This is a genomic window from Pedobacter jejuensis (genome assembly GCF_003725795.1).
Lineage (GTDB): Bacteria > Bacteroidota > Bacteroidia > Sphingobacteriales > Sphingobacteriaceae > Pedobacter > Pedobacter jejuensis.
The window spans coordinates 401,095-413,773 of sequence record NZ_RBEE01000012.1; the positions used below are offsets into that span (position 1 = coordinate 401,095).

A 12,679-nucleotide genomic window follows, 5' to 3' on the forward strand; every position below is an offset into this window, starting at 1 on the left:
ATTTCAAAGTTGGTTAAATAAGTAGATTCATCAACTCAGGAAAATTAGTTTAAAAATTAAGAAAATAGACTAGTAAAGTTCAAATATGCTTAGGTGGCTAAGATGGTAAAAAAAACTAACCAAAAAAAAGGTCGCGGCATATAGCTGCGACCTTTTGGTTTATTCGTGTTTTTGTTTGTATTAATGTAGTTTAACCCCTTATTGTTTAACTATCTTAAATTCGGTTCTTCTATTTAACTGATGGTCTGCAGCGCTACATTTCACGCCATTCGAGCATCCGTTAAGTAACTGAGTTTCGCCATAGCCCATTGCAGAAATACGGTTTTTATCTATACCACAATCAATAATGTACTGAACTGCAGAGTTTGCTCTTCTTTGCGATAATTGCTGATTGTATTCATCATTTCCACGGCTATCTGTATGCGAACCAAGTTCTATCCAAATGGTTGGGTTTTCTTTCAATATTTTAACAAGATTGTCTAATTCTTTGGCCGCATCCGGTCTGATGTTTGCTTTATCAAAATCATACTATCTGCATATTTAGATGCCTTTAGTAAGGTTTGGTGATTATTTTTTTCAATTGCTAATTGTAGGTATTTACGCTGCTTAAAATACAACACCTTAAACTGATCTTTAAAGCCTGGCTTTTTTAAAACCATAAAGGAAGAATCTAAAAAAGAAAAAGCTCGTTGGTAATCCTTTATCTTTTCCGCTTGTGTGATAATACTATCAATATGCTTATCATGATTTGGATATTCTTTAGAAAAATACTTACAAGATGATGTTCCAAATATACTTACACAGAATAGTGTTATGATAGCGATAAACTTTAAGAAAAAGCTTAGGCGAGGATTGGCGTAATTCTTTATGATTACCATTGTAATAATTAATTTGGGATCATCTCAATTATTAATATCGGAGAAATGAATATTCATTTATGCCGATCAGACTAATGTTATTGCATGTGCAAAATGCAAAAGATAATTATAATATATTTTTTTGTATTTACTAATTAAATATACATAAATGTAATTTAGTGTTTATTTTTAAATGTACAATATGGATTTTTAGTGTAAATATATTTCACAGATATTAGGGTAAATTCTAAATGAAATATACGGATTACTATTTCAAATTTTAACGAAAATTTTCCTATATATTCAAAATAAGGTATTTATACGCGGCTTTAAATATCTACTAAACTAAAATAACAAAAATGCGTGAAGAAAAAAATCGGATAGTTATCTGAAATAGTTTAAAATTTAGAGCGTTGCATCTACACGTATGATAAATTATCAACCACTACATTAACGTAGTTTAAATTAGCACAATGTCTTCCAGAATTTTATATACGAAATATAGTTTCATTTGGTTTTTTTTAAATAAATTAAAAGATCCATTTTTACCATCGATTCCTGAAAAAAAAATTTGAATTACTAGATTAGGTTTAGATAGTTAACGCTTCTAATAAGCAGAATCTAAATCTTTTATACTTTGAATATAAAAGTTTAATGGTGGGAATGATGATGAACAAATAAACTGACTCAAAAAAAATCAGCTCCTTATAGTGTTTACACTAATACAGAACTGATTTCCAGTATTCTATTAAGTTTATATTTATTTACAAACTTAAAAAGTAATTAATTGAGGTTTGGACTATAATAATCCATATAAGCCGTGACCATAAGAGCGTAATGAAGTTGATACTGATTTCATTTTTTCTGGTGATGGTCCTTTTACTTTATAGGCTTCTGGGTGTAAATCGTAAAACTGATTGTCATCAGCATTTTGATTGTTTTTGTTGGTTAGAGTAGCGTCTTGTTGCAAGTTTAAATCTAATGGAGCCATGATCTTGTTATTTTTAGATTATAAACATGTTTAAATGAAATTGGTTTGTTAAAAAATAGTCAAATTGAAAATATTTGTTGTATTACCATCCCACGGATACTTATATTAAAAGTTAAGGACTGTTTATGAAGATATTAGCAAATTTGCTACCTAAATTTTCAAACCTTAACTACATATACAGTAAGTATTTTCGCAGTGAATCCTGTGAAAATCTATGTTTCTGTAGCAAAAAATATTTTCATAAGCGTTTTTTGTTTTGCCACAGAAACACAGAAGGCTCAGAAGCTAGAGAATTAAATTATTTGAGAAATTAGCAGAAAGTTTGCTATCGAAACGGGCGGAAATAAATTAATTGTTTTACAATAAATTCTGGAATAATCTGTGTTTCTGTGGCAAAAATTTCTGCACATGAGCTTCTCGGTTTAGGCACAGACGCGGAACGTAGCGCATAAAAAAAGCCTCGATTTTCATCCAAGCTTTTCAAAAGAGAATCAAAAGTTATTTAATTGAGACAGGAACTGAAATCTTATCCCAATCCATGGTAAAACCGCTTTTTGTTACTTTGTAAACCAATGTTTCTTGGGTTGCTTTTAAAGGCTTAACTTTTACATCAACACGTAAAGCATCTTTAGCTTCTTCATATTTATATGCACCCCACTGCTTAGGTTCTTTATTAAAAATAGCTGTCCAAGTACCGCTCTCTTTTGGAATTAAGAAAAAGCTATATTTCCCTGCAGGTAATGCTTTACCTTGAACCATTATGTTTTTATCTGTCTCGAAAGTTGTAGCATCATTAGCACCTGCACGCCAAACTTTATCATAAGCTTCCAAGCCACCCCAAATTTTACGTCCTTTAACAGATGGACTACTATATGCAATTGTTATGGTAGCATCTTTTACTTTTCCTGTAGCAGTTGCCGCCGGACTAGCTGGTTTTTTTGCCTCTTGAGCAAATGCACTTACTGAAATGGTTATTGCTGTTAAAAGCATTGTAACCGATTTAATCATCGTTTTCATAGTATTAAATTATTAATCTGATTTGTTGTTTTTTAACTTTACTAATTTAGTGCTTTAGCACGATAAAACAATAAGCCAATAGCTGAAAAAAGTATTACCGCAGCCGCACCAATTACGTTGAGCCACAGAAAGGATACGATATCAAACTTATAAACGGCAATAACCACAATTTCTGATAAGATTGCCGCGAGAAATACATTTGGTCCGGTGATTTTTTTATAATAAAAAGCTACTAAGAAAATCCCTAAAATTGGGCCATAAAATAGCGACCCTAAGACATTTACAGCTTCTATAAGTGAGCCCATCTGGGTAGCAAACATGGCTACAGCAATGCTAAAAATACCCCAGGCCAATGTATGTAACCTGCTATATTTTAATTCAGTTTCATCATCAGGAAGTTCTTTTTTAAATATCAGATGAATATCTTTTAATGAGCATGCCGCTAGTGAATTTAATGCTGCAGAGATAGATCCCCAGCTGGCTAGAAATATTATAGCAAAGAGTAATCCTATCATCCCGACAGGTAGTGTGTTTTTAACAAAATATAGAAAGATATAATTGGTATCGGTTTTTTCAGCATTATAATTTGAGTTGTTTATCGCCTCCTCTACCCTACCATGCAAGTTTTTAACTTCTGATTGTGTTTCTTTAAAATCTTCAATTTTATTGCTCAATGCAACCGATTTGCTTTCTTTAAGCTCGATAATCGCTTTTGACTCGGCATTAAACTTCTGCTGCAACACCTGATGCTCCTTTTCAAAAGCCGCAGCCTGTGCCGGTTTTGTATCTTTTAAATATTGATAAGAACGTTCATTGAAATAAATTGGAGCTGGTTTTAAAGAAAAGAAAGCAAACAATAAAGCACCAATTAAAAGAATGGCAAATTGCATAGGTATTTTAACCAAACCATTTAACAAAAGGCCCATTTTTGCATTTGTATTGTCTTTAGCTGTAATGTATCTCCCAACCTGACTTTGATCGGTACCAAAATAAGAAAGTGCCAGGAAAAAACCACCTATTAAACCACTCCAAATATTGTATTTATCTTTCCAATCAAAATCAGTGGTAATTACATTTAACTTACCAGATTTGCCGGCAAGGTAAAGTGCATCTTTAAAACCGATACCATTTGGCATATTTTGTACAAGCAAATAACCTGCAAATGCCATTGTACCTAAAATAATTAAGAATTGGAGCTTTTGAGTATGTGCAATAGCCTTAGCACCACCAACATAAGTGTATATTAAAAGTATGCCACCCGTTAAAACATTGGTTAAATAAATATTCCAGTTTAATACGCTGGATAGAATTATGCTTGGCGCATAAATGCTTATTCCGGTTGATAATCCCCTGGAAAAAAGAAAAAGTAGAGAGGTTAAGACCCTGGTTTTTCTATCAAAGCGATTTTCTAGATATTCGTAAGCTGTGTAAACATTTAAGCGCTGAAAAATCGGGATGAAAGTGATGCAAATTACAATCATTGCCAAAGGCAAACCGAAATAATATTGCACAAAACGCATACCATCGGTATAGGCTTGCCCAGGTGCAGAAAGAAATGTTATGGCGCTTGCTTGTGTAGCCATTATGCCCAAAAGCACAATATACCATGGCATTTTGTTATCTGCCTTTAAGTAAGATTCGTTGCTTTTTTGCCCGCGACCAATAAATACGCCGTAAGCAACTACAGCAAAAAGTGTAAAAAGGAGTACTATCCAATCGATATTACTCATGCCCAAAATTTAGTAAAAAGATAGTAGAATAGGATTTGGAATATTAATGCAATTGCCAATAATATGTACCAGGTATTCCAGTTTTTGAGTTGGTTTTTCATTAGTTTGGTTGAGCAGATATGAAATTAAAAAACACCTTTGCTGCACCAACATTTCCAGCTGGCAATTGCCTGAAAAAAGATAATGGTGTGTAAATAAAATTGCCCTTACCGTATTTTGCATAAAGGGTTGAACCTTGCAAAGGCTCTTCACCAGTATCATTCATTTCAAATAAAGGCTCATATTCCTTATCCCATTTATCAGGAAAGTAAGCGCCACGTTCCTGTACCCAACCTTTAAAATCATCTAATGTAATTTTGTTTGGATAAGTTAGTAATTTATGATTTGGGTTTAAGATTTTTACCTCAGCATTTTCTTCAGTTACTCGCTTATTTGAAATATTGAAAGGATACATACCTAACTTATCAACTGCAACATCCTGATTGGTATTGTATTGCATGACCAAATTACCACCAGCTTTTGCATAAGCCCATAAAAAAGGTATCCATCTGGCTAGTTTTTTCTCTGTATTATTTGCTCTAACACCCAAAACGATCGCATCGTATTGAGAAAGTTTATTTTGACTAGTAGGATCATCAAAATTTCCGTAGAAATCATCATCTTTTAAAACATCAACCTGAATACCGGCTACACGTAAAAATTCTGGGATAAAATCTCCGGCCCCTTGTACGTAACCAACCTTTTTGGCATCAACTAAAAAATCACTTTTCATTACAATTGCACTCGCAGGAGCAAAATATTGTAAAGATGGTAAATGAGGGTATTGAATAAGTACCTGCTTCTTGCTGTAAGTTTTACCATCTACAGCATAACTTGCATCTAATTGTATTCGGTTTGAATTTATTTCAGCAAGTTTAGCTTTTGGAATTGTATAATCTACTGTAATATTTGTTGCATTTATTTGCTTCAATTCGCCACCACCTAAACGCGTTCCGTTATAAAAAATATTCACCATTCCATTATCAAACTTTTTAGCTGAATTGGCTTTAAAGTTTAAACTAACATGCAAGTCTTCATTATTTTTAATTAAGTAAACAGGTTGGGTAAACTTTAATTCTAATGCCGGAACAATCCTTAATGCTTCAACAACATCGCCACGAACAGGATCTAATTTTTTGAATGATAAAGGTAATTTAACCTGAAAATTATCGTCACCAATTTTTAAAGAAAGTGCAACATTTAAAGCAGATTCTGTCTCAGGCAAACCAATTAAGGTATCATTATCAACCGAAAAAGTTGCTGCGTTTTTTGCAGGTTTTGCCATCCAATACGGCTCTGTTAATGCAGCATCTGCCGGAATTTGAATTTTATGATTTATCGTAATCAGCGAATCTGCTGATAGTTTGGTGTTAAAGTTCTCTGATTGATTTAGCCATTTTACTTCCTCTAAAATAACAGGATTGAAAGTCCTTGCAATCAAGTTTAAATTAAAATTATAGCTATCTCCTGCTACTGCTTCGGCCTGGTTTGTTACCATCTCACCCATAAAACCAGAACAATTTAATATGATGTTGTTGACTGCGGCAAGCTTATCTTTTTTCAGATTTACATCCTTTAAAGCCAAAAGTTTTTTACGCAGAGCAAGCAAAGCCTTTAAACTTAATTCAGGTTGGTTAAAATTAAATTCAGCAATAATTCTACCTAGTGACTGATCAATATCTGCATTGCCTTTAGCTATCCACGTTTGCGCTATTCCATCAAAAAGAGATGTTTTCGCCTGTTCTCCTAAAACATGGGTAAAATATTCGTTCCTTATACCTGCAACAGACTGTGTTCCTGCTCCCTGGCTTTTGTGCAAACTTCTACTCAATCCTGCCAATTCACCATATCCCATACCAAGTTGCGCATCGTATTGGCCAACAGTAACTTTAAATTGATTTTCGGATGTGGTATTTACACTACCGAAGCGAAACGTGTTCCACAGCAAACGCTTTGGCTGCCAAACATTTACATACTTTAATTGGCTAGGAAACATATTTTTATCGGCAGCAGCTTTAAATGCCTTTTCTGCAATAACAGCCGATGCTGCGTGCTGCCCGTGTCCTGCTGCTGCAGTTGGTGGAAAACGACAAATAATTACATCAGGACGAAACTTTCGTATCACCCAAACCACATCCGCAGTAATGCTATCTGCATCCCATTGTTTAAAAGTATCGTTAGTGTTTTTAGAGAAACCAAAGTCGATAACTCGCGTAAAAAATTGCTGAGCGCCATCCAGTTTCCTGGCTTCCAAAAGTTCATGCGTTCTGATTAAACCCAATGCTGCACCTTGCTCGGTACCCAATAAATTTTGTCCCCCATCGCCTCTGGTTAACGATAAATAGGCTGTCTCTACATTTTGATCGTTTATCAGCCACGATAATAATCCCGTATTTTCATCATCAGGATGTGCGGCTAAATATAAGACTTTAGGAATTTGCTTCAGCGTTTTTAACTCCCGATAAATTTCCGCCGATTTTGCCGGGCGAACCTGCTGAGCTGAACCTGTAACTGCAAAAAAACCAAATATAAAGATGGCTGTTATAACTTTAAACATACAATTTGCTTTGTTGTATTTCAAAGATGCTAAAATGGTTTTATTTTGAAGTGCAGAAAACAAAAATGGTACAGAAATTTAATCCAATTGATATAAATAATCTTTAGAATTTTCATTATCCGAGTATTTAAAGTTGAAAAGCAGATTTTGTAAACGTAAACCTTATCAACATAAAAATCATAAAACAATATCGGTTTGAATTTCTTAATATTGCCTCATAAATTTAACCTATGAATGGGATTGTGCTCATCATTGATGATGAAAAGAAGATTTGCAGTTTGCTATCGCGGATTATAGAATTGGAAGGGTTTAAAACTTTGCAAGCCAATACCGGAAAAGAGGGCTTAAAGCTTTTAAAAACTAACGATGTAAATTTGGTTATCAGCGATGTAAAGCTACCTGATTATAATGGCGTTGCCTTGGTTAAGGATATAAAAGCGATTAAACCATTTGTAGAAATTATAAATCTTACCGCCTACGGAACCATTGCTGATGGTGTTACCGCCATAAAAAATGGAGCCTTTGATTATTTGGTAAAAGGCGATGATAACGACAAAATTATACCATTGCTTTACAAGGCAATGGAGAAATCGAATCTGGAGCAAAGAGTGTTCGAACTTGAAAATAAGATCACGAGGAAACACAGCTTCAGCACCATTATTGGCACATCAAAAGCTTTAAAAGAGGCTGTAGAATTAGCCAGGAGAGTAAGCAAGACTGACACTACTGTTCTACTTTTAGGCGAAACTGGTACCGGAAAAGAAGTTTTCGCACAATCAATTCATTACGAAAGCCCAAGAGCATTGAAACCGTTTGTTGCTTTAAATTGTAGCGGTTTTAGTCCGGAGTTATTAGAAAGCGAACTATTTGGTTATAAAGCCGGTGCCTTTACAGGAGCGAATAAAGATAAAAAAGGATTGTTGGAAGAAGCAAATGGAGGCACTTTATTTTTGGATGAAATTGGGGAAATGAACCTTGATTTGCAGGCCAAATTGTTAAGGGTTTTAGAAAATCAAAGTTTTATTAAGGTTGGAGATACATTAACGCAACAAGTGAATGTGCGAATTTTGGCAGCCACCAATAAGGATTTAAAATCTGATGCATCTACCGGAAAATTCCGCTCTGATTTATATTACCGCCTTTCGGTTTTTAGCATTACATTACCCCCTCTTCGAGAACGTAAAAGCGATATTTTGGCTTTAGCAGAACATTACCTAAAAGAATTTTCTGATAAAGTAAACCGTAAAGCGTTAAAGTTTGATGATAAAATTATAGCGCTGCTATCAGGACATAACTGGAAGGGAAACATTAGAGAGTTGAAAAATATTATTGAAAGATTGGTTATCTTATCAGACGGTGAAACGCTAAACACATCGGCTTTACCGCCCGAATTTTATGAATTTTCTCCTTTGGAAAATGATTACAATTTGCAGCAAATAGAAAAGCAACATATTCAAAAAGTGCTCGTTCATACAAAAGGAAACAAAACGGAAACTTCGCGATTATTAGGAATTGGATTAACAACACTTTATCGTAAGATTGAAGAATACCAGATCAAAGAAATTTAAACTTTTAAACCTTCTAACAAATCATTTGTCTTTAATTCAGGTTATTACATTTCATAAAAATCAAAGCATGCATAAATTTTTTCTAACCATCATTACCTCATTTCTAACGCTCACTTTATTTGCACAGCAACCATATTTTCAGCAAAGTTTAAACTACAATATTGATGTTACTTTGAACGATAAGGAAAAATCTTTAAAAGGATTTGAAACTATTAACTACAAAAACAATTCTACCACAACTCTTGATTTTATTTGGTTTCACATCTGGCCAAATGCTTATAAAAACGAATCAACAGCGCTTTTTCAGCAAATAAGAAATGATACTTCACGTAAAGAAAAACTTCAAAATATTACTTATGGAAGCATTGATGGTTTAAATTTTAAAGTGGATGGACAAGCTGCAAAAACCGAAGCGCACCCAAACCCACAGTATATTGATATCGTTAAAGTAATGCTTCCAAAATCTTTAAAACCTGGAGATTCCATCAATATAAGCACTGATTTTAACGTAAAATTGCCTAGTTATTTTTCTCGCTCGGGCTACGCCGATACAGAATTTATGGTAACCCAATGGTACCCAAAACCTGCCGTATTTGATAAAGATGGATGGCATGAATTTCCGTATTTAGACATGGGCGAATTTTACAGTGAATACGCAAATTATAAGGTTAATATAACATTGCCATCAAACTATGTTGTGGGTGCAACCGGCGTAATGCAAAATGCAACCGAACTAGCAGATTATAAACGTATTGGAACAAAAAATACATCAGTTAGAACAGATAAACCCGAGCTATACAATCCAAAATCTAAATCGGCTACCAAAACTTTAACTTATGCAATAAACAACGTTCCTGACTTTGCTTGGTTTGCTGATAAAGATTTGGTAATTCAATACGATACAGTGAAGCTTGCATCGGGTAAAGTTGTTGATGCTTTTAGCTATTACCACAATAAAAAAAATACACTTTGGGTTAACAGCATTGATTATATAAAAGATGCAACTCAAAAATATAGTAAATGGATTGGCGAATACGAATACCCTGTGGTACAAGCAATTGAAGGACCAAAAAACAACGCCAGCGGTGGTATGGAGTACCCAACAATAACACTGATTACTAGTCCTGATGCGAAAAAAGAAAGTTTAGATGGTGTAATTACGCATGAAGTTGGGCACAATTGGTTTATGAGTATGTTAGGCAGTAACGAGCGCATGCACACATGGCAAGATGAAGGTTTTAATACTTTTTATCAATTCAGATATGAAGCAGAAAAATATAAATCAAATTCTATTTTTGGCGATGCCATTCCGGCTAGTTTAAAAGATTTGCCAACTGATAAATTTCTTGCAAGTATTTATGGTGCATTGGCAAATGTACCTATGCAATCGGCTATAGAAACACCAGCAGCGGACTTTAAAACATCTGAAGAATATGGTTTGATTTCGTATGCAAAAACAGCATTGTGGTTGTATATCCTGGAAACAGAAACTGGTTCAGAAAAGTTTGATAAAGCTTTTCAGGCTTACTTTAGCGAATGGAAAAATAAACATCCATCCCCTGCAGATTTTAAGGCTTCTATGGAAAAATCACTGGGTGTAAATTTAGATAAGTATTTTGCGTTGCTAAATCAACAAGGAAAATTCTAAATTAATCGTTCAAATAATATTCCTTTTTAAAATGAAATAAACCCTTCCAAAACGGAAGGGTTTATTTTTTTGCCAAAAATCAACAGAAATATTTTTCTATTATTTTACCCGTTAAAGTTCATTTTTTTATGCTTTTAAATATTCAGGTGCTGCATTTGATATAGCGAGCGTATGAAATTTAAAAAAAATGGATAATCAGATAATATTTATACGTGTTGCTAACTTTCGGGATACTATTTATGCCGAAGAAATAAAATCGGAAACAGAAAACAGTGCTATTGCCCGAGGTTCGGGTATTGCTAAAAGAAGTATCGAATCAATAATAGAAAAAATGGTTTGTGGTAAAGCAGTTATTGCTGTAACAAATCATGGTGAGTGGGTTGGCTTTTCCTATTTCGAAACCTGGGAAGATGGCAAATTTGTTTCAAATTCGGGTCTAATCGTTTCTCCGAAATTTAGAAATTCTGGAGTAGCCAAAAGCATCAAACAAAAAATCTTCAAATTGTCGCACAGGTTATATCCAAATGCAAAAATTTTCAGCATAACATCTGGTGCGGCTATTATGCACATGAATGCACAATTAGGATTTTTGCCAGTAACCTTTGCAGAAATTACCCATGATGAGCGTTTTTGGAAAGGATGTGAAAGTTGCGTGAACTTTGATATTTTAGAAAGGAAAAAGAAGCGAAACTGCCTTTGTACAGCCATGCTTTTCGACCCGGAAAATATTATAGAATTCCCAAACTATTCTGCAGAAAAAAACAATCATTTTAATCAATTTAAATCCGTTCAAAATGAATTTTAGTACTGAGCAAAATGTGGTTACAACACCCGATTTAAACGAGCTTTACACTAAAGCCATCAAACTGCTAAAAAACCTGATTGCAACGCCATCATTTAGTGGAGAAGAGCTGGAAACAGCAAATTTAATTGAGGCCTTTTTAAATGAACATCATGTTTTTACGTTTCGAACGCACAACAACATTTGGTGCTACAATAAAAATTTTGATGAAACGCTGCCAACAATATTACTCAATTCACATCATGATACGGTGAGGCCCAATGGCCAGTACACCAGAAATCCTTTCGAACCAATTATGGAAAACGACAAGATTTATGGTTTGGGAAGTAATGATGCTGGCGGACCTTTGGTTTCCTTAATATCAACCTTCCTTTATTTTTACGAACAGGAAAACTTACCGTTTAACCTTTGTTTAGCCGCTACTGCTGAAGAAGAAAATTCTGGCGATAAAGGCATAAAAAGCATTTTAAACCATTTAAAGCCAATTTCATTTGCAATTGTTGGCGAACCAACCTGTATGGAAATGGCCATAGCTGAAAAAGGATCGATGGTTTTAGATTGTCATGCAAAAGGTGTTGCCGGGCATGCAGCTAGGGATGAAGGCGATAATGCCATTTATAAAGCCATAAAAGACATTAACTGGTTCATAAATTATCGTTTCCCGATTGAAGATAACTTACCGCAAGCCGTAAAAATGAGTGTTACCCAAATAAACGCAGGCATTCAACACAATATAATCCCATCAGATTGTTCATTTATTGTAGATATTCGCTTCGACCATAACTATACTCAAAAAGAAATCCTGAACACGATTATAAACCATACAGATTGCCAGTTTAAAGTTCGGCATAATGTATTGCGACCATCGAATATTGATGTTCATCACCCGATTGTAGCATCTGGATTGAGTATTGGCAGGAAAACCTATTCATCTCCAACAAGTTCCGATCAAGGCTGGCTAAATGTGCCATCTGTAAAAATCGGACCAGGAAATTCTTCCCGCTCCCACACGGCTGATGAATTTATACTTGTTGACGAAATAGAAGAGGGGATAACATTATACATCAGGTTGCTACAGCAATTGAATCTAAACAAAGAATTTTAAATTTGATGATGCCTTTCCAAAAAAGTAAAAACCCTTCCAAAATGGAAGGGTTTTTTTATGCCTAAAACATCTATTTCAACAAAAATTAAATATAAATAACTAATAATCAATAGGTTATCATAAAACTATACTCAACGGCACAAGAGTTGGCAATAGGCATTTCATAAATCAATAAGTTATGACAATTATCCTGTTTTTAATTCTAATCCTGCTCTGCTGGGCAACTTACCTTTCTATTGATTGGTTTGAAAAAATTTAAAGAAAATGTTAGCACTATTCATCATCGCAATCGCCGTATTTATCTATATGATTTACGTGTTGATTAAACCCGAAAAATTTTAGCCTCCCTTAAAGGCAATTTAAAA

11 protein-coding genes are annotated in these 12,679 nt (G+C 34.2%); 5 read left to right on the forward strand and 6 right to left on the reverse strand.

The features are described 5' to 3' along the window. Window positions 1-198: 198 nt before the first annotated feature. From D7004_RS09380 to D7004_RS09405, 6 genes are all read right to left on the reverse strand, one after another. A complete protein-coding gene (locus D7004_RS09380; RefSeq protein ID WP_341867669.1) occupies window positions 199-507 on the reverse strand; it encodes an OmpA family protein in 309 nt (102 codons plus the stop codon). Further along, entirely contained in the window at window positions 480-878 is a 399-nt protein-coding gene (locus tag D7004_RS09385; RefSeq protein WP_123205606.1) for a hypothetical protein, read from the reverse strand. The genes D7004_RS09380 and D7004_RS09385 overlap by 28 nt, the downstream gene beginning before the upstream one ends. A 778-nt stretch (window positions 879-1,656) precedes the next feature. After that, complete coding sequence (locus tag D7004_RS09390) at window positions 1,657-1,848, reverse strand: hypothetical protein (RefSeq protein ID WP_123205607.1); 192 nt, start codon at window positions 1,846-1,848, stop codon at window positions 1,657-1,659. 498 nt (window positions 1,849-2,346) lie between these two features. Beyond that, window positions 2,347-2,865 carry a DUF2911 domain-containing protein gene (locus D7004_RS09395; protein ID WP_123205608.1) on the reverse strand — a complete coding sequence of 173 codons (519 nt, stop codon included), beginning with the start codon at window positions 2,863-2,865 and terminating at the stop codon, window positions 2,347-2,349. Between the two features lie 41 nt (window positions 2,866-2,906). Continuing rightward, window positions 2,907-4,595, reverse strand: coding sequence for a sodium:solute symporter (locus D7004_RS09400; protein WP_123205609.1), 1,689 nt, complete (start codon window positions 4,593-4,595; stop codon window positions 2,907-2,909). Between the two features lie 100 nt (window positions 4,596-4,695). Beyond that, window positions 4,696-7,191 (reverse strand): PIG-L family deacetylase, encoded by a 2,496-nt coding sequence (locus D7004_RS09405; protein ID WP_123205635.1) that lies wholly within the window; start codon window positions 7,189-7,191, stop codon window positions 4,696-4,698. Window positions 7,192-7,421: 230 nt separating this feature from the next. Between D7004_RS09405 and D7004_RS09410 the strand changes: the two genes are divergently transcribed. The 5 genes from D7004_RS09410 to D7004_RS09430 all read left to right on the forward strand — a co-directional run bounded on the left by D7004_RS09410 (window position 7,422) and on the right by D7004_RS09430 (window position 12,656). Beyond that, window positions 7,422-8,759 carry a sigma-54-dependent transcriptional regulator gene (locus D7004_RS09410; protein WP_123205610.1) on the forward strand — a complete coding sequence of 446 codons (1,338 nt, stop codon included), beginning with the start codon at window positions 7,422-7,424 and terminating at the stop codon, window positions 8,757-8,759. A 67-nt stretch (window positions 8,760-8,826) separates the two neighbouring features. Then, complete coding sequence (locus tag D7004_RS09415; protein WP_123205636.1) at window positions 8,827-10,407, forward strand: M1 family metallopeptidase; 1,581 nt, start codon at window positions 8,827-8,829, stop codon at window positions 10,405-10,407. Between the two features lie 187 nt (window positions 10,408-10,594). Then, window positions 10,595-11,212 (forward strand): N-acetyltransferase, encoded by a 618-nt coding sequence (locus tag D7004_RS09420; RefSeq protein ID WP_167459456.1) that lies wholly within the window; start codon window positions 10,595-10,597, stop codon window positions 11,210-11,212. After that, complete coding sequence (locus tag D7004_RS09425) at window positions 11,202-12,314, forward strand: M20 family metallo-hydrolase (RefSeq protein WP_123205611.1); 1,113 nt, start codon at window positions 11,202-11,204, stop codon at window positions 12,312-12,314. Before D7004_RS09420 ends, D7004_RS09425 begins: the two co-directional genes overlap by 11 nt. Window positions 12,315-12,578: 264 nt before the next feature. Next, window positions 12,579-12,656 carry a potassium-transporting ATPase subunit F gene (locus tag D7004_RS09430; protein ID WP_082468366.1) on the forward strand — a complete coding sequence of 26 codons (78 nt, stop codon included), beginning with the start codon at window positions 12,579-12,581 and terminating at the stop codon, window positions 12,654-12,656. Window positions 12,657-12,679 lie beyond the last annotated feature (23 nt).

Excerpts from the sequence above, each read along its gene's own strand:
- D7004_RS09405 (WP_123205635.1), bottom strand. The coding sequence starts at position 7,191 with ATGTTTAAAGTTATAACAGCCATCTTTATATTTGGTTTTTTTGCAGTT.
- D7004_RS09410 (WP_123205610.1), top strand. The coding sequence starts at position 7,422 with ATGAATGGGATTGTGCTCATCATTGATGATGAAAAGAAGATTTGCAGT.
- D7004_RS09425 (WP_123205611.1), top strand. The coding sequence starts at position 11,202 with ATGAATTTTAGTACTGAGCAAAATGTGGTTACAACACCCGATTTAAAC.
- D7004_RS09420 (WP_167459456.1), top strand. The coding sequence starts at position 10,595 with ATGGATAATCAGATAATATTTATACGTGTTGCTAACTTTCGGGATACT.
- D7004_RS09430 (WP_082468366.1), top strand. The coding sequence starts at position 12,579 with ATGTTAGCACTATTCATCATCGCAATCGCCGTATTTATCTATATGATT.
- D7004_RS09385 (WP_123205606.1), bottom strand. The coding sequence starts at position 878 with ATGGTAATCATAAAGAATTACGCCAATCCTCGCCTAAGCTTTTTCTTA.
- D7004_RS09390 (WP_123205607.1), bottom strand. The coding sequence starts at position 1,848 with ATGGCTCCATTAGATTTAAACTTGCAACAAGACGCTACTCTAACCAAC.
- D7004_RS09395 (WP_123205608.1), bottom strand. The coding sequence starts at position 2,865 with ATGAAAACGATGATTAAATCGGTTACAATGCTTTTAACAGCAATAACC.
- D7004_RS09400 (WP_123205609.1), bottom strand. The coding sequence starts at position 4,595 with ATGAGTAATATCGATTGGATAGTACTCCTTTTTACACTTTTTGCTGTA.
- D7004_RS09415 (WP_123205636.1), top strand. The coding sequence starts at position 8,827 with ATGCATAAATTTTTTCTAACCATCATTACCTCATTTCTAACGCTCACT.